We start from the raw sequence: 21370 nt of genomic DNA, 5'->3' as shown, positions 1-21370 counted from the left end.
GCCGCACCCCGCCCCGCCACGCCAGCACTTCGCCCGGGTCTAGACGGCGCGTGTAGCCATGTGGTTAGGATGAGGGGTATGAATGCATCTTCCCCTCCGCCTGCCCGCATCCCCGGCAGCGGCGACGGCTGGGCCGCGGGCCCCGGCGGGCGCCGCGTGTGGGGGCTCCACGGAGCCGCCGGGCTCTTCCTCCTCGCCCGGGTGGACGGCGCGCTCAGCGTGCTGCTGCAGCTGCGCGCCGGGTGGACCAACCAGGGAGGAACGTGGGGGATTCCCGGCGGGGCCCGCGATACGGGGGAAACGGCGGTGGAAGCGGCGGTGAGGGAGGCGTCGGAAGAGTGTGGGCTCAACGCCACCGACATTGAGGTCCTCTGGTCCGGCGTGACCAGCGGGCCCGTCGAGCCCGGCGGGTGGACGTACACCACCGTCATCGCCCGCACCCGCAGCGGCGAGGCCCTGGCCACCCACGCCAACGAGGAGTCCGAAGAGCTGCGCTGGGTCCCGCTCGATGACGTGCATAAACTCAAGCTCCTAGGCGCCTTCGGCGAGTCGCTGCCGGCGATTATCGAGCGGGTGCGCAGCCTCCACGGGTAATTCGGCGTAAATTATGGCAGTGTAGAGGCCATGATTGAAGTTCAGGGACTGACAAAACAGTACAAGTCAGTCCGTGCTGTAGATGACCTCACCTTCAGCGTGAAGCCCGGCATTGTGACCGGATTCCTTGGTCCAAACGGCGCGGGCAAGTCCACCACCATGCGCATGATCCTGGGGCTGGATAGGCCCACGGCCGGCACCGCCACCATTGACGGCAAGGCCTACGCGGAGCTAGATAAGCCGCTGCACAAGGTCGGCGCGCTGCTAGACGCCAAGGCCGTGCACCCCAACCGCAGCGCGGCCAATCACCTCAAGTGGATAGCCCATTCCAACGGCATCCCCGCCAAGCGCGTCGATGAGGTGCTTGACCTGGTGGGCCTTAGCGAAGTCGCCGGCAAGAAGGCCGGCGGTTTTTCCCTGGGCATGGGCCAGCGCCTGGGCCTGGCCAGCGCGCTGCTGGGCGATCCCGAGGTGCTCATCCTCGACGAGCCGGTCAACGGCCTGGATCCGGAGGGCATCCGTTGGGTGCGCTCCCTGGTGCGCGCGCTGGCCGCCGAGGGGCGCTCCGTCCTGGTCTCCTCGCACCTTTTGTCCGAGATGGCGATGACCGCGGACCACCTGGTGGTCATCGGCCGCGGAAAGCTCATCGCGGACCAGCCGACCCGCGAGTTCGTCAAGGACAACTCCATGGCCTCGGTGGTGGTGCGCTCCGAGTACCTCGATGCGCTGGGCAACGCCCTGGATGAGGAATCCATCGCCTACACCAAGGGCAAGGACTCCGAGGGCCGCGATATTTTCACCGTCGCCGATAAGACCACCGATTTCATTGGAAACCTGGCTTACTCCGTGGGCGTGCCGCTGACGGAGCTTTCAGAAAAGCAGGCCTCGCTAGAGGACGCGTTCATGGAACTGACCGCCGAATCCGTTCAGTACCGCGGCGGCTCCGAGCCGGCCGAGCAGGGGGAGGGCAAGTAGATGAAAACCTTGAAGGCCGAATGGACCAAGCTGCGAACCACCAAGTCTTTCTGGTGGACCACCGGCGTGTTCTTCTTCTTCCTGCTGGGCTGGGCCTTGCTCAACACCTCACTGGCCAACAGCATGGGCATCGAGGCCGCGGGGCCGATTACGCCGCAGGCGACCGTGCAAGCCCTGTACCCGCTCGCGCTGCCCGTGCTGCTCATCCAGGCAATCATGGTGGTGACCACGGAGTACCGCTACGGCCTGCAGTCCACCGTCTACATGGCCAATCCGCGCCGCTGGCAGGTGCCGGTGGCCAAATACGTGCTGTACGCGGTTATCGCCGCCGTGCTGGTGTTGGTTGGCGTGGCCGGCGCGTACGCCATTGGCGGGCTCTTCGGCAACGAGGAAGTCACCGCGGGCTACGACCCCTTCGGCTCCGATGCGGGCCGCCACAGCCTCTGGGTCTCCCCGCTCGCCGCCGTGCTCCTGGTGCTCTTCGGCCAAGGCCTGGGCCTGCTGTTGCGCCAGACCGCGGGCACCGTGGCCATCAGCCTGATCCTTTACTTGGGCCTCGATAGTCTCATCCTGCTGCTGCCCAAGGTTGGCGAAAAGATAGTCAATTTCATGCCATTTACCGCCTTCCAGCGTTGGACCAGCGACATGGCGCCGCCGCCGGACGCGCCTTTTGATTCGGCAACCGGATACCTGGTGGTATTCATCGTGTGGTCAGCGGTGCTGTGGATTTCCGGCGTGCTGCTCCTCCAGAAGCGGGACGTGTAGCCCTACTGGCGATTCCGCGTGCTGGTAGAGCGCGGGTATAGACTTTTTCCTTATGATTCCTACTCCACTGCTCATGGCGTTGGCGCTTCTTACAGCGACAGCGCCTTTTGCAACTGACATGCACCTGCCCGTCCTCCCCGCCATCGCGGCGGAGTTTGGCGTCACTACGTCCATCGCCCAGCTCACCCTGTCCGGCTTCTTCGCGGGCATGGGCTTGGGCCAGTTGATAATTGGGCCCATCTCAGACGTGGTGGGCAGGCGCAAGCTCCTGCTCGCCGGTGCCGTCCTGGCCGCGCTCGCGGCGGTCATCGCGGCCCTGGCGCCGGGCGTATGGGTGCTCATCATCGCGCGCGTCATCCAGGGCTTCGGCGGCGGCGCGTGCGTGGTGCTGGCGCGCGCGATTATCCCGGACCTGGTCCGCGGCGACTCCGCGGCCAAGGCATTTTCCCTGCTGATGGCCATCAACGGTCTGGCGCCGGCCGTGGCGCCCGTCATCGGCGGGCTGCTGGCCGAGCCCGTGGGCTGGCGCGGAATCCACTGGGCGCTGGCGGGCCTCCACGTCATTCAGCTGCTCATCGCCTGGGCGGTTGTGCCGGAAACCGGCAGCGTGAAGGAAGTGGCCAGCGTGCGCGCCTTCGCCGGTGCGGTGGCCGGTAACTACGTCGCGGTGCTTAAAAGCCCGCTGATCTGGGGCTACCTGCTGGCGATGGCCATGAGTTTTGGCACGATGTTTTGCTACGTTGCATCCAGCCCGTTCATCATCCAGGAGCAGATGGGCTTTAGCGCGTCCGGTTACTCGCTGATTTTCGCGCTCATTTCCTTAGGCATCTTCTCCTCCTCGCTGCTCAACGCGCGGTTGGTGGGGCGGTTGGGCTCGAAGACCATGCTCCGGATCGCGGTGGGGTCTTCCTTCGTATCCTCGTGGCTGCTGTTCGCGATAGTCATGCTGGACCTGCCCGATGCCCTCAAGCTCGTGGGCATGTTCTTAGTGGCCGCGCCCACCGCGGTCATCATGGCAAACTCCACGGCGCTGGCCACCAGCCTCATGCGCGAGCGCTCCGGCTCCGTCTCCGCCGAGATGGGGTTTGCGCAGGCGCTTATGGGCGCGGTCATGTCCCCGCTGGTGGGCCTGGCCGCCAACCCCGCTGTGGGCATGGTCACCGGCATGGTTGTGTGCTCCGCGGTGGCGCTTGCCGGGATGCTCTATTCCACCGCGCGGCACCCCGCCTAGCGCGGGTGGATTCCGCGCGCTATTGCAGCGCCGAGGTCAGGCGCATCACGTTGTCCACGTAGCGGCGGCCCCAGCCGCGCTCGTTCCATTCCTCCAGGGTGAGCTTGTGGCACACGGCGCGGTAATTGTGCGCCAGCTCGTTGAGCTGGCCAATGATGTCACCGCGGACCGCCATCATGGTGGACTCATAGTTGAGGCCGAAGCTGCGCATGTCCATGTTGGATGAACCAAACGCGGCGATGGGATCCCGGCCATCGATGCCGGGGTCCGCGAGCATGAACTTCGAGTGCAAGACGTAGGGCTTGGGGAACTGATAAATGGTCACGCCAGCCTCCAGCAGCACCTGGTAGTAGGAGGACTGGGCGTGGTTAACCATAAACTGGTCCGCTTCCTCGGAGACGTACAGCTCCACGCGCACGCCGCGGTAGCAGGCGGAGGTAACGGCCTCCAGCAGGGATTCATCCGGCACGAAGTACGGAGAAACCAGCACCAGGCGTTCTTTTGCGTGGTGGACCAGGGAATTAAACAGGCGCAGGTTTGGCTCGGCCGTAAAGCCGGGGCCGGAGGGGACCAATTGCAAGATGTTGGCATCCGGGGCGTCGCCGCGGTCCTCGGGCAGCGGTGTGATCTCTAGGGCCTCCTCGGACTCGAGGTACCAGTCCACCGCGAAGATGGTCTCAATGGAGGTCACGATGGGGCCGGTGAGCTCAACCATGTAGTCGATCCACTTGCGGTCGCGCGTCTTGTACTGGCGCTTGATCAGGTTTTGGGAGCCGATGAATCCGCGGTTGCCGTCGATGACCACGAGCTTGCGGTGGTTGCGCAGGTCCGGGCGGCGGAAGCGGCCCTTGTGGATTTGCAGCGGCAGCATGAGGCGCCATTCCACCCCCAGCTTGTCGAGGCGGCGGCCCAGCGTCCAATAACCCGGGTACTTCCAGGAGCCGATCTGGTCAAAGAGCAGCTTGACCTTGACCCCGCGCTCCACGGCGCGGCGGAGAGCATTGAAGAACTCGCCGGTGGCTTCATCCCACGAGACGATGTAAATCTCCACGTAGACGTAGGATTCGGCCTCGTCGATGGCGCGGACCATCTCATCGATGGCCTGGTTGTAGTTGGCGTGCAGGCCCATGTTGTGTCCGACGGCCGAGGGAAAACCGGTCAGCCTCCGGTTGAGCTTGATGATGGACTCTATCTCCGGGTGCAGGCTGGCGCTCGAGTGGGCCGGGGTGTTGTCCTGCACGCTGGACACGCGCTCTAGGGCGCGCTTTTGCACCTCGTGCCGGCGACCGTTGATCCAGTTGGACCCCATCAGCAAAAACAGCGGCAGGCCAACGAAAGGCAGCAGCAAGATGGCTAGCAGCCACGCGGTGGAGGAAGACGGGCGGCGGTTTTCGGGGACGAAACCAATGGCTACGATCTTGATGGCGTAGTCCACGATCAGCAGCGCTAGCTGCCAGAAGCTAAAGTCTAGGTTGATGTCAATCATTGGGGCACCGGCGTTAGCGGACGGAATCGAAGTCGGCGACGGCGAAGTCCGCGATCAGCGGGACGTGGTCGGAGGTCTTTTCCCCGGCGCGCTCGGCTAGGTCCACCTGGGCGCCGGTGACGGTGGACGCCAAGGGCGCGCTGGCGAGTTGGAAGTCGATGCGCATGCCTTCACCCTTCTGGAAGCGGAAGCCTTTGTAATCGAAGTAGGTGTAGCGGGCCTCTTCGGTAAAGCGGCGGGTGACCTCCTCCAGCCCGGCCTCCTGGAGGCGTTGGAAGGCGGCGCGCTCCGGCTCGGAGACGTGGGTCTTTCCGCGGAAGACGTCCATGTCCCACACGTCGCGGTCCTCCGGCGCAATGTTGAAATCTCCGGTGAGCAGCAGCTTGGACTTGGCATTGCTCTCAGCGTAGGCGGCCAGGGCGTAGAGGAACTGCAGCTTGTAGGTGTAGTGGCGGTCCGTGAGCTCGCGCCCGTTGGGCACGTAGAGGGACCAGACGTCGATACCCGCGATGCGCGCGCCCAGGGCGCGCGCCTCCAGGTCCTGGGGCTTGTCCGCCGCCTTGGCAAAGCCCGGCTGGCCGGGGAACGAGGTGCGGATGTCCTCCGGTTCGGTGCGGGAGACAATGGCCACGCCGTTCCACTGGTTCAGCCCGTGGCAGGCCACGTGGTAGCCGGCCTCTTCGAAGATGCCGCGGGGGAATTTATCATCGGCCACCTTGGTTTCCTGCAGCGTTAACACGTCAATGTCGTGGCGGACCAGAAGGTCTACCGCGCGCTGGGCGCGGGTGCGTACAGAATTGATGTTCCAGGTGGCGATGCGCATGCCCACTAGGGTACCGCAGAAGCGGGCGTGGGCAGGGGCCGTTAACCCACCGGCGGCAGCGTCGCGTAGCGGTGGCGGTGGTGCTCAAGAAAACCCAGCTTCTCATACAGGCTAATGCCGGCCTGGTTGCTGGCGATGACTTGCAGATACGCCTGGTCGGCGCCCTTTTCCCGGCCCCACTGCAGCATCCTGGCTCCTAAGAGCGTGCCCAGGCCGCGGCGGCGGTGGTCCTCGGCAACCTCGACGGCGGAATAACCCAGATAGGTGTGGCGGCCGGCCTCGGTCACGGTGCCGCGGGTGATGGCCACCGTGCGTCCGGCATCCGCTCCGCGGGCGACGCGCAGCCGCCCGAATCCCATGGTGCCCTCGATGTTTTCGCGCAAAAGGTTCAGCGCGTGCTCCGGCAGGGGCTGGCCGCGGAAGTGGTACATCTTCAGCCAGTCCCGGTCCGGCTGGTCCGCGACCTCAAAGTCATAGGCCGCGGCGGATTCCGGCAATTCAACCTCCACGGGCGCATCGCCCTCCTCGCCGAGGGCGCGGGTCATCACGATGATCTCCGGGCCCAGCTCCCAGCCCTCGCGCCCGGCGAGCGCCTCGGCGGGCTTGCCGATGCGTTCCGGAATCATTACGCGCGGCGGCAATCCGTGGCGCGCGTAGAACTCGCGAATCTCCTCCACGGGCAGCGCCTCGAACGGTGCGGATGGGCCCAGGGGCGCCGCGGAGTTGGAGCGCTCCGTCACGCCGTCGCCGGCGCGCAGCAGCCACTGCCCGCACCAGCTGTGCTCGATTCCCGGGAAGGCCTTGGAATAGGCCAGCTCCACGTTGCGGATGTCAGAGTTGCGCACGGTGCGTGGCGAAAGCTTTTTGACCACGTAGAGTTCATCTTCGGAAATGGTCACGGCGTCCAGGGTGGACGGATAGCCGCCCACCTGTTGCGGGCGGATGACCAGCGGGTCCACGCTGAGCACGTGGCCAATGACATCGCTGAAGACGGTGGTGGGCTGGGCGCCTGGGGCGGCGTCGGACAAGTATTTGCGGCGCGCCACCACCCGCTCACCTGGCTGGACGGAATCAGACCGGAAGATGTAACTCATTTAATCATCATGCCCAAACGGGTCCTTGTCCTCACCTGGCATCCAGGTCAGGCCTGCGACGTTCCAGCCGTTGGCCTTAATGGCCTTCTTGGCCTGGCGCTTGTAGCGGCCGATGAGCGTGTCCGTGTACACGTAGCCGTCCAGGTGGCCCACCTCATGCTGCAGGCAGCGGGCGAAGAAACCATAACCCTCGACGGTGACGTCCTGGCCGTTTTCATCCTTGCCCGTCACCCGCGCCCAGTCCGCGCGGCCGGTGGGGAAGCCCTCGCCGGGGACGGACAGGCAGCCCTCATCGTCGGTGCCGTCATCGGCCGGCATGGTCTCCGGGATCTCGGAGGTCTCCAGCACCGGGTTGATGACGCAGCCGCGCCGCATGCCGCCGTCTTCCTTCGCGGTGCCGTTAGGGCCGTCCACGTCCGGGCAGTGGTAGACGAATAGGCGCTTGCCCACGCCCACCTGGTTCGCGGCGAGGCCCACGCCGTGTGCGGCCTCCATGGTTTCATACATGTCCGCGATGAGCTGCTGGAGCTCGGGGTTGGAGATATCCTCTGTCACGGGCTCGGTGGGATTGTGCAGCACCGGATCGCCGTGGATAACGATGGGAAGAATAGTCATGCCCTACAGTTTAGGCATGTCCAGCTCCCATGTCTTAAACGAACTTGACCGCGCCATCTTGGAATTTGAATCCAGCGCGCCCCGTCAAGTGGGCCGCAAGGAGGAGGCCATCCGGGCGCGGTTCGACTTTTCCCCGGTGCGTTACCATCAGCGGCTCAACCAGCTGCTGGAGGAGCCGGCCGCGTTGGCGGAGTTTCCCGTGCTGGTAGGGCGCCTGCGGCGGGTGCGGGAACAACGTGAGGGCGTTCGGCGCGCCGCGCGCGAAAACGGCAATGCGGGTGGCTAAAGTTACGCGTGTGACTAATGTGAATCAGGAAAACCAGACTCCGGACAGCCCCCAGAATGAGGCCGCCCCCGCCGCCGGCCTGCCCCTGCGCGGCCTTGCCATGGTGCTCATCGCCGTAGCGGTCATGCTGGCGCTCTGGGCGCTCTACGCCTTCACGAAGGACGATCCCGAGGCCTCCCTAGCGGGGGAGACCGCCGCCACGCAGCAGCCTTCCGCCGCCGCCCCGGCACCAAGCGCCGCCCCGGCCGAGGGGGCCAAACCCGCGGAGGGATCAGCGCCCGCGGAGGGTTCAGCCCCCGCGGAGGGTTCAGCCCCCGCCGGGTCCCCCGAGCCGGCGCCCGCGCCAGCTCCGGCACCCGCCCCGGCCCCGGCACCGGCGCCGGGTGCGCCGGCCGGCGCCGAGGAGGCCCCGAAGCGCGTGAGCGTGCTCAATAACTCTATGGTCCAGGGGCTCGCGGCGGACATTTCGGAACGCCTGGAAACCGAGGGCTACGAGCTGGGCGAGGTGGGCAACTTCGCCGACGAAATCCTCCCTGACACCACCGTCTTCTTCCCGGCCGGGGACGCCGCCGCCGAGCGTGAGGCGCGTTCCATTGCGGACAAGATCGGCGGTATCGCCCGTGAGAACATCGACTCACTGCCGGAGGAAGCCACCCGCGACCGCGGCCTGACCGTGGTGCTGACCAACAACAACTAGGCCAACGCGCGCGGGGTGAATGAAATCTCAGCGGGCGTGCCGCGCGCTCGGTAAGCTGAACTGGTGATTATCCCGGCAGAGAACTTTGCGCGTTCCCCCCGCCCCACCCTGGGTGTCGAGTGGGAAGTAGCCCTTGTAGACCCCGAAACCCGCGACCTGGTTCCGCGGGCCTCGGAGGTCATCGACGAGGTTGCCCGGCGCCACCCAGAGGTGCACCTGGAAAAGGAGTTCCTGCAAAATACCGTCGAGCTGGTCACCGGCGTTTGCGATACCGTTCCCGAGGCCGTGGCTGACCTGCAGCTTAGCCTCGATGCGGTGCGCGAGGTCAGCGAAGAGATGGGCCTTAAACTGTGGGCGTCCGGCGGCCACCCCTTCTCCGATTACCGCCTCAACCCCGTCTCCACCAAAGAGACCTACGCGGAGATCATCAACCGCACCCGCTACTGGGGCCAGCAGATGCTGCTGTGGGGAGTCCACGTCCACGTGGGTATCTCCCATGAGGACCGCGTGTGGCCCATCATCAACGCTCTGATGACCAAGTACCCGCACCTGCTGGCCATCTCCGGATCCTCCCCGGGATGGGAGGGACTAGATACCGGCTACGCGTCGAACCGCACCATGCTATACCAGCAGCTTCCCACCGCGGGCATGCCGTACCAGTTCGGTAGCTGGGGCGAGTGGCAGGCCTACATGCGGGATCAGGCCATCTCCGGCGTGATTAACCACACCGGGTCCATGCATTTCGATATCCGCCCGGCGTCCAAGTGGGGCACCGTGGAGGTCCGCATCTCCGACGCCACCACCAACCTGCGCGAGCTATCCGCCATTGTGGCGCTCACCCACTGCCTTGTGGTGCATTTTGACCGCATGATTGACCGCGGCGAAGAGCTTCCCACGCTGCAGCCGTGGCATGTCGCGGAAAATAAGTGGCGCGGCGCCCGCTACGGCATGGACGCCCTGGTCATCACCTCCCGCGAGACCGACGAGCGCTGGGTCAAAGACGAGCTTGCCGACCTCATGGTGGAGCTTGCCCCGCTGGCCGAGGAGCTAGGCTGCGCCGATGAACTCCAGCTCATCCGCGAAATCATCGACCGCGGCGCCGCCTATGAGCGCCAGCGCGGCCTCTTCGAAGAAACCGGTGACTGGAAGGCCGTGGTGGACCAGACCTGCCGGGAGATGGTGGAGCTCAGGCCGCTGCGCTAGCCGGTCCCGGCGCAGCCGTGGTGGCCGATGCAACAATCTCGTTCGATCGGGCCTAAAACGCGGCGGGTTTGGGGGAGAACGAACGCGATTGTTGCGGGTTTGACCCACTCCTCCTCATTCCTCGAATCCCGGGCCGGTCCAGCCGTCCCGATGAAGCGGCGCGAGGACCCAGTGCCAACGCCAGACGGGGCCGTGGACCTTAGCGCCCAGATCTGGGCTGCCCACGGAGGATATCTGTTCAACAACATCGGCCAGGTGGTGCTTGATGCAGCTGCCGGTATAGCGCAGCACCGTGTAGCCGCGCAGGGTGGCATCATTGGATTTCCAATGGTCCCGGATCAACGTGTCCCGCTGGCTATGGAACTGGAAGCCATCAATTTCCACCGCCACCTTGAGCCGGGGTATAACCGCGTCCCAGAAATACGGGCCTATCTGCTTGTTGGTCTCCACGGTCAAACCGCGTTGGCGAAGCGCCTTGACTAAGGCGCGCTCCGGGACGCTGTCAGAGCCTATCGAGGCGGTGCCCAGCAGCTTTCTAGTCCGCGCCGGGAGGCGCTTGATGCCGCTTAGCTCCTGCTCAAGCCGCTGCCTTCCCCTGCGCCCGGAGTATGCGTGTTCCAGCAGCGCGATGGCCTCCGGCTCCTGGAGAAAATCAACGGCCAGCACCGGGATGTGGCACCTCAGCGCGCCTATCCGCGTGAAGTCCATCTGCTTGCATCGTGAGACTGAGAAGTACGCGGAGCGCGGCATTCCGGTACTTGAAGTGACATCGAGCGGAAAGCTAATGGGCTGGCCCATGTGCAATCGCCGGGCGGTTTCTGCGGTAAAGACGCTGCGCGGCCAACGCTTCATCACCAGGGCAGCGAGCTCCGAAGGCGTCGGCTCGCGCCGGAGGTAGAAGCCCGGCGCGATTTTCACGATTTTCCCCTGGGCCGCGAGGCGCGAAATCTGCGAACGCGAAAGTCCGGTAACAACAAGCTCGTCCATGAAAGGCCCCCGATACTCGCAATCCGCCCGGTAACCCCTCACCGGGCGCTAAAAGTGCAACAATCTCGTTCGATTATGCCACGATCCGCCGGTTCGAGGGGCGGATCGAACGCAATTGTTGCGCGGCGTGACGCGCGCGCCCATCCCGCGCGCCCGCACCCGGGCTAGAGCTTCGGGCGGTTTTCCTTCTTCCGCGAGCTCGTGCCGCCGGGCCGGTCGTTGCGGGACATGTCCTCCTTTTTGCCGTAGAGGCCCTCGCGGCGGGCCACTCGGGACAGGCGCTGACCGGTGACCGGGGAGGTGATCATGGCAAAGAGGACGAGCAGGACCAAAAAGCCGATGTCGCTGCGCTCGGCCACGCCGAAGGACTCGGAGCCGGTGACGCGGATCAAAGCGCCCAGGATCATGAAGATGAGGCCCGTGGTCTGCGGCTTGGTGACCGCGTGGACCCTGGACATGGTGTCTTTGAAGCGGGCCACGCCCACGGCCGCGGTCAGCACGAAAACCGCGCCCAGCACTATGAGGATGAGGGAGATGACATCTGCGATGAAAGCGTAGGTCATTAGTTATCCCTCCTCCTGAACCTGGTGACGGACACGGTCGAGATGAACCCCAGCAGGGCCACCACGATCATGGCGTTGACCACGGTCGTGTTGAGCGACCAGCAGATGTAGACGGCCATGGCGCACTGGAAAATGGCGACGAAGCAGTCCATGCCCACCAGGCGGTCCAGGGAGTTGGGGCCCACGACGATGCGCCAGGTGATGATGAAAAAAGACACCATCATAAGTGCCGCGGCGAAGGTGAGGATGCCGTTATAGATGACCGGATCCATTAGCGTGGCCTCCTTTCAAAGATGCCAATCATTGCGCGTTCGAGTTGGCGCACGTGGTTGATTTCGCGTTCAATGTCCGCCTCCGTTGTGGCGTGGAGGACGTGGATGGTGAGCATGCGGTTGGCGATGTCAATGTCGCTGACCGCGCCGCCCGGCTGCAGGTTGTAGAAGGTCACGGCGAGGGAGAGGATGAATTCGTTCTCCACGCGCATCGGCACCTTCAGGATGGCGGTCTTCTCCATCGGGCCCGGCCGCACGGCCAGCCAGCCCACCTTGACGGAGGCGACCATTAAGTCCCACAGCCAGTGCAGGGAAAACAGCGCCAGCCGGCCCCAGCTCACGGTCACCCCGGCCACGGGCATGGCGGGCAGCGGCAGCAGGAGGACCACGGCGAGGCCCACGGCGATTCCGCCCACCAAGTTGGCGATGGTGATTTCCCCCATGAGCATCACCCACATGATGACGATCCAGGTAATAAACCATGGGCGGAAGCGGTTTTTGAAGCCGTTGAAACGCTCGGCCGAAACTTTACGCAGTGGCATTAGCGCACCTCCGGTTCTGCGGTTGGCTCACTGGACGCCGCCTCTTCCGACGTCTTCTCCGGCGCCGTCTCCTCTGGCGCCGTGGTTACCGGCGCCGTGGATACCGCTGGAGCCGGGTCCGGTAGCGGCGCGTTGCGCTGCTCGATGGAATCCGCCCCGCCCTCGTAGCGTTCCTTCTGGTCCAGGTGGCGGGTTGGGTTATCGGCGGAATCCCCCAGTACGGCGTACTGGTAGATGGATGTGTCCTGGGCGGACTCGGCCGCGCGCGAGGTCACGCCGGAGATGGGGCCGGCCAGCAGGGAAATGCTGGTGGAGGCGGCCACCAGGGTGACGGTGGAGGCGACCATGCCGAATGGCAGGCGGCCTACGTCGGCGCGCTCTTCGAGCTCGATCTCCTCGGTGACGTCGGACAGCAGGGATGGGCGGGCGATGGCCACGTTGCCCTCGGGGGCGTCCGCGCGGTCACGCAAGAAGCCCTTGGCCCACACCAGCACCATGACGTACAGGGTCAGCAGGGAGGTCACCACCGCGCCGGCGATGAGCACCCACGCCATCCAGCTGCCCTCATTGGCGCCGGCCTGCAGGAGCATGACTTTGCCCAGGAAGCCGGAAAATGGCGGGAGGCCGCCCAGATTCATGGCCGGGATGAAGTACAAAATCGCGATGAGCGGCGCGTAGTACAGCAGCGAGCCCAGCCTGCGCAGGGAGGACGTGCCCGCCTGGCGCTCGATGAGCCCCACCACCAGAAATAGCGTGGTCTGGACCAGGATGTGGTGGATGGCGTAGAAGATGGCGCCGGATAGGCCCTGGGCGGTGCCCAAGGCCACGCCGAAGATCATGTAGCCGATGTGGCTGACCAGGGTGAAGGATAAGAGGCGCTTGACATCGGATTGCGCAATGGCGCCTAGGATACCGATGATCATGGTGGCCAGCGCCACCCACATCAGCATGGTGTCTAGGCTGCCATCGGTAAACACGGAGGAGCGCATGCGGATGATCGCGTAGACACCCACCTTGGTCAGCAGGCCGGCGAAGACCGCGGTGACCAGGGATGGAGCGGTGGGGTAGGAGTCCGGCAGCCACGCGTCGAGTGGGACCACGGCCGCCTTGATGCCAAAGGCCACGAGGAGCACGCCGAAGATGGCGGTGCGGGTGCCTTCCGGGATGTCCTCCATGCGCATGCCCACTTGCGCCATGTTCACGGTGCCCACGGCGGCGTAGACCAGGCCGAGGGCGAAGAGGAAGATCATGGAGGAGGCCATGGACACCATGACGTAGCCCACGCCGGCGCGCACTCGGGCGGGGGAGGCGCCGACGGTGAGCAGGACGTAGGACGCCACGAGGAAGATCTCGAAGCCCACGTAGAGGTTAAACAGGTCCCCGGCCAGGAAGGACACGTTCACGCCCATGGTCAGCAGCATGTACGTGGGGATAAAGACGGCCACGGGCTCATCCTTGTCACCATCGCGCACGCCCTGCGCGATGCCGAACCACATCACGCAGAAGAGCACCACGGAAGAGGTGAACATCACCGCGGAGGACAGGCGGTCCGCCACGAGCGTGATGCCCACCGGGGCGTCCCACCCGCCCACCTGCAGGGTCTGGATGCCCTCATAATCGGCGATGATGATAAGCGTTGCGGAGACCGCGGCCGTGGCCAGGAGGGAGAAGAACGCTACCCGGCTCTGCACGGCCGGCATCTTGACAAAGAGCATGGCCACGGCGGCGGCCAGCGCGGGGATGAGGACCGGCAGCGGGATCAAAAATCCCACGGACGGCAGGACAAAGGCCGCAAAGTCACGGAATACTTCAGTCATCCTGCGCCCCCTTTACTGGTTTCTCGAAGAACTGGGGACCAAAGGCGTCACCCTCTTTTGTGGCTTTGCCGGTGCTGGGATCGCTGGTCGCGTCATAGTCGGGGGCGGACGCCGCCGCACCCGGGCGGTTGGCGGTGGCCGCGATGGCCTTAATTGCCGCATCCTCGGCGTCATCCTCAATAACGTCCGCGGTGCGGTAGCGGTACTGGCGGTAGGCCAGGGTCAGGATGAAGGCGGTCATGGCCATGGCGATGACAATCGCGGTCAGGATCATGGCCTGGGCCAGCGGATCGGCAATCTGCTCGCCGTACTGCTCTGTCTCCCGTCCCATCACCGGGGGCGAGCCCGCCGGGCCGCCGGCCTGGAGGATGAGCAGGTTGGCGCCGTTGCCGATGAGCAAGATGCCGAGGAGCATCTTGGTCATGGCCCGGTCTAGCATCAGGTACACACCACTGGAGATCAAAGCGGCGGTGGCCAGGAGCAACATGAGGTTGGCTTCCATTTACTTCTCCTCTCTCGGATGGTCCCTGTGGTCATGGTCTGTGTGTTCGGTTACCGGCGATTTTGCGGCCGTGGGGGCGGGGGCCGCGCCGCCATCGCCGGGCGCCGGTGGGTCGGCGCTGGCTTCCTTGGCGGCGGCGTTGGAGGCGGCGGCTTCGGCGGCGGCCTTTTCCGCGGCGACCTCGGCAGTGCCCTTGGCGCGGCCGGGGACCTGCTTCTTTTCGCCCGTGGACTTGCGCGCCTCCGCTTGGGCGGCGACCTTGGCCTTGACGCCGGCCTTGGCTTTTGCCCTGGCCTCCTTGGCGGCGGCCTCCTTCTGGCGCTGCTTGCGCTGGAGGGAGCGCGCGCGGTCACGGGCGCGCTGCTTACGGACCTCTTCTTCCTCATCGAGCTTGCCGCCCAAGGAATGGAGGATGTAGAGCGTGAGGCCCACGACGATCATGTACACGCCGGCGTCGAAAATCAGCGCGGAAGGCAGGGAGACATCACCGATCAACGGCACCGAGACCTTGGTGTACGCGGTGGACAGCGGCGGCTGCCCCAGCAACATGGGCCACACCACGGACGCGGTGGACGTAATCAGCCCCACCGCCATCACGCGGCCGCCGTCCAATGGCAGCGCCTCATCGAGTTCGGCGCGGCCACCGGCCAGGTAGCGCAGCGTCAACGCCAGCGCCGCAACGAGGCCGCCGGCAAAGCCGCCGCCCGGCGCATTGTGGCCGGCGAAGAAGAAGTAGATGCTCAACACCATCATGGACGGGAAGAGCACGCGGGTGGCCACGTCCACCTTGAGGGAACGGTTGAGCTGCTGCTCGGTCTCCACGCCGGCGGCCAGCCAGCGGCGCCCGGTCACGCGCAGGGTTGGGCGGCGGGAGGAACGGGTAAAGGACTGGGTGCGGAAGATGAGGGAGGCCACGCCGATGCCGGCGATGACCAAGACGGTGATTTCGCCGAAGGTATCCCACGCGCGGATATCGACGAGCAGTACGTTGACCGCGTTGGCGCCGTGGCCAATCTCCTTGGCCAAATCCGGCATGTAGACGGAGATGGGCTCGGCCACGCGCGCGTTGATGGCGAACATGCCAAGGATGGCGATGACCACGCCGGTGGCTACGGACAGCCAGGCGCGCAGCCGGTTGGTTTTGGGATCTTGGCGCCATTCCACGTTGGCCGGCATCTTGCGCAGCACGAGCATGAACAGCACCATGATGATGGTCTCCACCAACAGCTGCGTCAGCGCGAGGTCCGGCGCGCCGTGGAGCGCAAAGACGGCGGCCAGGCTGTATCCGGAAATGCCCACCACGATGACGGCGGAGAGGCGGTTTTGGATGGCCGTGGTGGCGATGGCCGCGATGATCATGACCATTGCCGCGATGGCCTGCCACGGGCTTTCCGCCACGATCATGCGCACGTTGGTGAGATCACCGGTGATGATTGCCACCAGCGACAAGATGATGAGGCACAGGAAGATGACGGTGAGGTTGAGCTGCAGGGAACCGCGCTGCGTGGAGGCCGTGGTGTGCAGGGAGAGGGTGCGCAGGCCGGAGATGACGCCGTCATAGGCGTTGTCCGCCGAACCCAGGGCCGGGTATTCAAACTGGGCCTTGGCGATGAGCTGGCGCTGCCAGTGGACCAAGATACCGGCGAGGACGATGAACGTGGAGATGGCCAGCGGGATGGTGAATCCGTGCCACAGCGCCAGGTAGGTCTCCTCCGCGCCAACCTCGGCAGGTACGCCGAAGACGTTATCCAGGTGCTGGTTGATGGCCAGGGACAGCGGCTGCGGGAACACGCCGAAGGCCACCGTCAGGGCGGTGAGGGCGGCCGGGGCGCCCCACAGCAGCGGGCCGATGTGGTGCATCTGTTCCACGGCCTCGGAGGTCTGTCCTGCATAGGGATGGTCCCCGCGCTTGAGCGCGAAGGCGCCCCACAAAAAGCGCAGGGCGTAGGCCATGGTCAAGATGGAGCCGAGGACGATGACCACCAGCATCATGTTGCGCGGCATGCCCACGAGCAGCTGTTCATGCAGGACGGATTCTAAGACCGCTTCCTTGGCGACGAAGCCAAACAGCGGGGGAATGCCCGCCATGGACAGGGCGGAGATGATCGCCAGCGCGTAGATTAGCGGTTGCTTGCGGCCTAAGCCGGAAAGCTTCTGGATATCGCGGGTGCCCGAGGTGTGGTCGATGGCGCCCACGATCATAAACAGCGTGGCCTTGAACAGCGAGTGGGCGAAGGTCAACGCCAGGCCCGCCAGCATGGCCTCGCGGGAGCCGATGGCCACCACGGCGGTGATAAATCCCAGCTGGGAGACCGTGCCGTAGGCCAGGATGAGCTTGAGATCCTTTTGCTTGAGCGCCATCCAGCCGCCCAGCAGCATCGTAAACAGGCCCAGCGGGATGATCACCATGTGCCACGCGGAGATCAGGTTGAACTCCGGGGCCAGACGGGCGACCAGGTAGATTCCGGCCTTGACCATCGCCGCGGAGTGCAGGTAGGCGGAGACCGGGGTGGGAGCGGCCATGGCGCCCGGCAGCCAGAAGTGCGCCGGGACAATCGCGGACTTGGTTAGCGCGCCGCAGAGGATGAGGACGATTGCCGCCGTGACGTACGGCGTGATGGCGATTTCCTGGAAGGCCTCGATGCCGCTTAGGGTCCACACGCCGGTCTGGCGTCCGAATAGGACGATGCCCACCAGCATGGCTAGGCCGCCTAAGACGGTGACCATGAAGGCCTGGGTGGCGGCGCGGCGGGAGGAGGCGCGCTCGCCGTAGTAGCTGACCAGCATGAAAGACAGCAGGGACGTGATCTCCCAAAAGACGTACATCAAGAGGAAGGAATCTGACGTCACCAGGCCGTACATGGCCATGCAAAAGCCCACCATCTGGGCGCCGAAGATGGTCAGGCGCCGCGGGGTCTTATCAAAATAGCCCCAGCAGTAAATGAGCACCAATGCGCCCACGCCCAGGATAATCAGGCTAAAGAGCCCCGCCAGCGCGTCCAACCTCAGCTCGATGTCGAGGTGCACGGTGGGCATCCACTCGATTGAGGCGGTCAACGCCCGGCCATCTGCGAACGCGCCCGAGGCAAACAGGCTCGCGATCCACGCAAAGCCGGCGGCGGGCACTAGGGATAAAAGCCCAAATGCCGGGCGGCCGAGGTAGTTAATGAGCACCGGGGCGATGATCGTGGTGAGGATCAGTGCGCAAAGCAGAAATAGCACGATAGTAAGCGCTCTCCCATGGGCGAAGGGTGGACGTGGGGCAGGGTTGGGCTACGCCTGGGAGTGTCATCCCTCGCGTTCAAGTGCGTTGAGGAAGAACAACTCCTTCGCTACATCAACGTGCGTGCTGCCCCCAGCGGCAGAACCTTTATGTGCTTTTAATCCCCGGGCCCGCAACCGTTTGCAGATCCGCACCCCGGTACCCGGACGGCCACGTGGGGCCCGCGCGGGTGAGGAAGCGGTGGGGTGAGCAAACGCGTCCCGACCGAAGTTACGTGTCACGGTGTTTCACTGGAAAACACGCATGGGCGTGAAAATTCTGGCGCGCAATCGCGCCGAAAATTTCCGCATCCCCTGCGTTGAGGCAGCGCTATCGCGGCGCGGCCAACATTAAGCCACTGTACTAGCACGCTCCCAAATTTTAAAGGACTATTTGAAATGCTCCGTTATATATAGGGTCATTTCGGCCCGGGCGCTCAGCCCGTTAACCCCGCGGCTTTTGGCCGTAGCGCGAGATGAAGAGGGCTTCCGCCTCGGCCATGTGGACAATTTCCTGCGGATCCACGGACTCGTCGGGGGAGTGGATGGCCGCTGAGGTATCCGCCACGCCCAAAAGCGCGATGGCCGCCTCCGGGAAGGCCTCGTGCAGGTCCACGGTCAGCGGGATGGAACCGCCCGTGCCAATTTCGCGCGCCGGGGTGCCGTACGCCTCGGTCAGGCAGTCGCGCAGCAGGTTAAGGCCGCCGGCCTCGGCCTGGTAGCCGGTCGAGGTGTCCTGGATATCCACCTCGAGGCGCGCGCCCCACGGCACGTGCTCGTGGAGGTGGGCGGCGAGCAGCCGCGCGGCATCCTCGGTGCTTAGCCTGTGGCCCTCATCGTCCTTCAGGCGCGGCGGCACGCGCAGGTTGACTTGGGCCGCGGCTTCGGCCGGCACGGCGTTGACCGCCTCCTCGACGGGCGTGGAGCTAAAGCCGGTGACGGTCACGGCCGGGCGGGCCCAGACCGCGTCCGCCACCTCCTCTGCGTCCGGGTGGCCGATGAGCTCGCCGCCTTGGACCACGCCGGCGTCGGACGCGAAACGCTCCGGGTCGTAGCCCGCGCCGTGCCAGTGGCCCGTGCAGTCGATGCCGTCGATGCGCGTGCGGCCCTCCTCATCGCGCAGGGAATCCAGCGTGCGCATCAGCGCCGCGGTGGCATCCGGCGCCACCCCGCCGAACTTGCCCGAGTGCGCCGGCGAGGTCAGCGTCTGGCACCTCACGCGGATCTGTGCCGAGCCCCGAAGCAGCGTCACCAGGCACGGCAGCCCCGGCGCCGCGTTGCCCGTATCCGCCACGATGATGGCGTCCGCGGCAAACAACTCCGGCCGCTTGGCCAGCAGATCGTGCAGGCCCTCGCCGCCGTTTTCCTCCGAGCCCTCGATGAGCACCCTGATTCCGGTATCCACCCGGTCCAGCGGGCCGAGCCGGCGCAGGGCCTCCAGGTGCATGGCGATATTGCCCTTGCAGTCAGCCGTGCCGCGGCCGTGCCAGCGGGCCGAACCATCCTCGCGGGTCCGCTGGGTTAGCGTGAGCGGATCCTGCTCCCATTCGCCGCGCTCACCGGCGGGGACCACGTCATGGTGCGCGTACAAAAGCACCGTCGGCGCGCCGTTGACCGCCGGCTTAGCCCCCACGAGGGCCACCGACTCATCGACGCACTCTATCCTTTCCAGCTCAATGCCCAGGCGTGAGAAAGCGCCGACTATCCAGTCCACATTGGACTCATAATCGGCGCGCAGGGCGGGATCCCCGTGCACGGAGTGGTAGGCGACCATCGCCGCCAGGTCATCCCAGATGCGGGCCAGCGGCGCCCCAAGCGCCGGCGCCTGGGGCGTGGAAGAAGGAGTGGAGGAAGCGGAAGTCATAGTAACTACCGTAGCGAATCACCGCGCGGCCCGGCCCGCATTGCTCCCGGTCGTAAATCCCGGTCGTAAATCCCGGTCGTAAATCCCGGGTTTAACTCCCGGATTTACCCCGTAAGACTTATTTCCCGAAGCGCGAGAGGAACAGCGCCTCGGTCATGGCGATGTGCTCAATCTCGGACGGATCCACGGACTCGTTGGGGGAGTGGATGGTGGCCTTTGGCTCCTCGACGCCAAATAGCGCGATCTCCGCGTCGGGGTGGGCCTCCTGCAGCTCCACGGTCAGCGGGATAGAGCCGCCCATGCCCATCTGCACGGTCTCTTTGCCGTAGGCTTCCGCCAGGCACTGGGAGAGCAGCTGTGCCGCCGGCTTGGTGGGGTCAGCGGTAAAGCCGCGGTTGGCGTCGCGGATTTCCACCTCTACCTGGGCGCCCCAAGGAGTGTGGGCGCGGATGTGATCTTCCACCTTGACCGCTACCTCGGCCGGGTCCATGTGCGCCGGCACGCGCAGGTTGAGGTTGGCGGATGCCACCGGCGGGATGGCGTTGACGGCCTTGTCCACCGGCGTGGAGGAAAAACCGGTCACGGTCAGCGCCGGGCGGGCCCAGAGGAAGTCCGCAATCTCATCGCCGTCCTCGCCCAGGATCTCCGAGCCCTCCAGCAGGAGGGCGTCCCCGCGGAACGCCTCGCGGTCATAGCCCAGCCCCGGCCACGTGCCGGCGCAGTCCACGCCGTCGATGACGGTGCGGCCGTGCTCATCGGTCAGGGAATCCAGCGCGCGCATCAGGGCCTTGACCGCGTCCGGGGCCGCGCCGCCGAACTGGCCGGAGTGGACGCCGGCCTCGAGCGTGCGCATGGTGACCTTGATCTGTGCGCCGCCGCGCAGCGCCGTGGTCAGGGTTGGCTGGCCCACGGCGACGTTGCCGGCGTCGGCGATGAGGATGGCGTCCGCGGCAAAGAGCTCCGGGCGCTCCTTAATAAGGGTGGACAGGCCCTCGCCGCCGCACTCCTCGGTGCCCTCGATGAGCACCTTGATGGTCGCGGTGGTCCCGCCCAGCTGCTCCAGCGCGCGCAGCGCGGCTAGGTGCATGACCAGGTTGCCCTTGCAATCCGCCGCGCCGCGGCCGTGCCAGCGCCCGTCGCGTTCGGTCAGTTCAAACGGGCTATTGGTCCACGCGTCCAGGTTGCCGGCCGGCACCACGTCATAGTGGGAGTACAGCAGCACCGTTGGCGCCCCTTCTTCGCCGGTGCGCTCGCCGATAAGCGTTAGCGATCCATCCACGGTCTTGATGGCCTCGAGTTCCACGCCGGCCTCGGCGAAGGCCTTTTGCACCCACTCGGCGGCGGCGGTGCATTCTCCGGCTAGCGCCGGGTCGCTGCCCACGGAGTTAAAGGACACAATCTCCTTGAGCTGTTCGAAGATGCGGGGGCGGTCATTGCGGACGGTGTCGATGCTAAAAGTCATGTTCCCCAATCTACCCGCATCCCCATAATCTACCCGCATCCCCATCCCATAGCATGAGAGGCACCGGCGGTCGCCGAAGTCCACTATCCCTTACCACCCTTACCGCCCCCACCGCGCGTTCCGCCCTGATCGCTAACAGGGTGCGCGCCTTTTGCTCACACGAGGCGGAAAATCTTGCACTCGCCCTACTCGAGTGCCAGAATGGTCCTAGCACTCGCACGAGGCAAGTGCCAGAATCTTTCTTTCATGGTTGAGGCTGACCCACACTCGCCAGCCATGCCGTCGCGGGCGTCCATGAAAGTGCAGACGTGAGTGTCGTCCTAAACGAATT

20 protein-coding genes are annotated in these 21370 nt (G+C 65.3%); 7 read left to right on the top strand and 13 right to left on the bottom strand.

Annotation, left to right across the window (positions count from 1 at the left end; genetic code table 11):
- Window positions 1-78 precede the first annotated feature (78 nt).
- From CENDO_RS10040 to CENDO_RS10025, 4 genes are read left to right on the top strand one after another with little or no spacing between them, the layout of a single operon-like run.
- Window positions 79-594, top strand: coding sequence for an NUDIX domain-containing protein (locus CENDO_RS10040; protein ID WP_136141890.1), 516 nt, complete (start codon window positions 79-81; stop codon window positions 592-594).
- A gap of 30 nt (window positions 595-624) precedes the next feature.
- Window positions 625-1569: an ABC transporter ATP-binding protein gene (locus CENDO_RS10035; RefSeq protein ID WP_136141889.1), complete on the top strand. Its 945-nt coding sequence runs from the start codon at window positions 625-627 to the stop codon at window positions 1567-1569.
- Window positions 1570-2334, top strand: a complete 765-nt coding sequence (locus CENDO_RS10030) for an ABC transporter permease (protein ID WP_136141888.1) — start codon at window positions 1570-1572, stop codon at window positions 2332-2334.
- A gap of 52 nt (window positions 2335-2386) precedes the next feature.
- Window positions 2387-3565 (top strand): multidrug effflux MFS transporter, encoded by a 1179-nt coding sequence (locus CENDO_RS10025; RefSeq protein WP_136141887.1) that lies wholly within the window; start codon window positions 2387-2389, stop codon window positions 3563-3565.
- Window positions 3566-3584: 19 nt separating this feature from the next.
- Here CENDO_RS10025 and CENDO_RS10020 read toward each other — a convergent pair whose 3' ends face one another.
- Genes CENDO_RS10020 through CENDO_RS10005 form a run of 4 tightly spaced genes read right to left on the bottom strand, consistent with a single transcriptional unit; the run spans window position 3585 to window position 7583 of the window.
- A complete protein-coding gene (locus CENDO_RS10020) occupies window positions 3585-5051 on the bottom strand; it encodes a phospholipase D-like domain-containing protein (protein WP_425456181.1) in 1467 nt (488 codons plus the stop codon).
- A gap of 13 nt (window positions 5052-5064) precedes the next feature.
- On the bottom strand, window positions 5065-5874 hold the full coding sequence (locus CENDO_RS10015) for an exodeoxyribonuclease III (RefSeq protein ID WP_136141886.1): 810 nt from the start codon (window positions 5872-5874) through the stop codon (window positions 5065-5067).
- Window positions 5875-5915: 41 nt separating this feature from the next.
- On the bottom strand, window positions 5916-6968 hold the full coding sequence (locus CENDO_RS10010; RefSeq protein WP_136141885.1) for an N-acetylglutamate synthase, CG3035 family: 1053 nt from the start codon (window positions 6966-6968) through the stop codon (window positions 5916-5918).
- Complete coding sequence (locus CENDO_RS10005; protein WP_136141884.1) at window positions 6969-7583, bottom strand: peptide deformylase; 615 nt, start codon at window positions 7581-7583, stop codon at window positions 6969-6971. It abuts the gene before it with no gap.
- A gap of 16 nt (window positions 7584-7599) precedes the next feature.
- Between CENDO_RS10005 and CENDO_RS10000 the strand changes: the two genes are divergently transcribed.
- The 3 genes from CENDO_RS10000 to CENDO_RS09990 all read left to right on the top strand — a co-directional run bounded on the left by CENDO_RS10000 (window position 7600) and on the right by CENDO_RS09990 (window position 9769).
- Window positions 7600-7869, top strand: coding sequence for a DUF3263 domain-containing protein (locus CENDO_RS10000; protein WP_425456179.1), 270 nt, complete (start codon window positions 7600-7602; stop codon window positions 7867-7869).
- A gap of 10 nt (window positions 7870-7879) precedes the next feature.
- Window positions 7880-8566, top strand: a complete 687-nt coding sequence (locus CENDO_RS09995) for a LytR C-terminal domain-containing protein (protein ID WP_246014279.1) — start codon at window positions 7880-7882, stop codon at window positions 8564-8566.
- 63 nt (window positions 8567-8629) lie between these two features.
- Window positions 8630-9769 carry a glutamate--cysteine ligase gene (locus CENDO_RS09990; protein WP_136141881.1) on the top strand — a complete coding sequence of 380 codons (1140 nt, stop codon included), beginning with the start codon at window positions 8630-8632 and terminating at the stop codon, window positions 9767-9769.
- 114 nt (window positions 9770-9883) lie between these two features.
- Here the strand turns inward: CENDO_RS09990 and CENDO_RS09985 are convergent, their stop codons facing one another.
- The 9 genes from CENDO_RS09985 to CENDO_RS09945 form a co-directional block, all read right to left on the bottom strand.
- Window positions 9884-10756 (bottom strand): type IV toxin-antitoxin system AbiEi family antitoxin domain-containing protein, encoded by an 873-nt coding sequence (locus tag CENDO_RS09985; RefSeq protein ID WP_136142263.1) that lies wholly within the window; start codon window positions 10754-10756, stop codon window positions 9884-9886.
- Between the two features lie 164 nt (window positions 10757-10920).
- Window positions 10921-11319 carry a monovalent cation/H(+) antiporter subunit G gene (gene mnhG, locus CENDO_RS09980; protein WP_136141880.1) on the bottom strand — a complete coding sequence of 133 codons (399 nt, stop codon included), beginning with the start codon at window positions 11317-11319 and terminating at the stop codon, window positions 10921-10923.
- Window positions 11319-11591, bottom strand: coding sequence for a monovalent cation/H+ antiporter complex subunit F (locus CENDO_RS09975; RefSeq protein ID WP_136141879.1), 273 nt, complete (start codon window positions 11589-11591; stop codon window positions 11319-11321). The genes mnhG and CENDO_RS09975 overlap by 1 nt, the downstream gene beginning before the upstream one ends.
- On the bottom strand, window positions 11591-12133 hold the full coding sequence (locus CENDO_RS09970) for a Na+/H+ antiporter subunit E (protein WP_136141878.1): 543 nt from the start codon (window positions 12131-12133) through the stop codon (window positions 11591-11593). Before CENDO_RS09970 ends, CENDO_RS09975 begins: the two co-directional genes overlap by 1 nt.
- Complete coding sequence (locus tag CENDO_RS09965; protein ID WP_136141877.1) at window positions 12133-13950, bottom strand: Na+/H+ antiporter subunit D; 1818 nt, start codon at window positions 13948-13950, stop codon at window positions 12133-12135. Before CENDO_RS09965 ends, CENDO_RS09970 begins: the two co-directional genes overlap by 1 nt.
- Window positions 13943-14452, bottom strand: coding sequence for a Na(+)/H(+) antiporter subunit C (locus CENDO_RS09960; protein WP_136141876.1), 510 nt, complete (start codon window positions 14450-14452; stop codon window positions 13943-13945). Before CENDO_RS09960 ends, CENDO_RS09965 begins: the two co-directional genes overlap by 8 nt.
- Window positions 14453-17674, bottom strand: coding sequence for a Na+/H+ antiporter subunit A (locus tag CENDO_RS09955; RefSeq protein ID WP_136141875.1), 3222 nt, complete (start codon window positions 17672-17674; stop codon window positions 14453-14455).
- A 484-nt stretch (window positions 17675-18158) separates the two neighbouring features.
- The gene (locus CENDO_RS09950) at window positions 18159-19577 is read right to left on the bottom strand and encodes a M20/M25/M40 family metallo-hydrolase (RefSeq protein ID WP_136141874.1); all 1419 of its coding nucleotides are present in this window, start codon (window positions 19575-19577) and stop codon (window positions 18159-18161) included.
- Window positions 19578-19695: 118 nt separating this feature from the next.
- A complete protein-coding gene (locus CENDO_RS09945) occupies window positions 19696-21039 on the bottom strand; it encodes a dipeptidase (protein WP_136141873.1) in 1344 nt (447 codons plus the stop codon).
- Window positions 21040-21370: the final 331 nt, after the last annotated feature.

It is taken from the genome of Corynebacterium endometrii (assembly GCF_004795735.1).
GTDB classification, from domain to species: Bacteria; Actinomycetota; Actinomycetes; order Mycobacteriales; family Mycobacteriaceae; genus Corynebacterium; species Corynebacterium endometrii.
The sequence above is the reverse complement of the archived record's forward strand: the minus strand, read 5'-3'. Positions and strand labels throughout refer to the sequence as shown.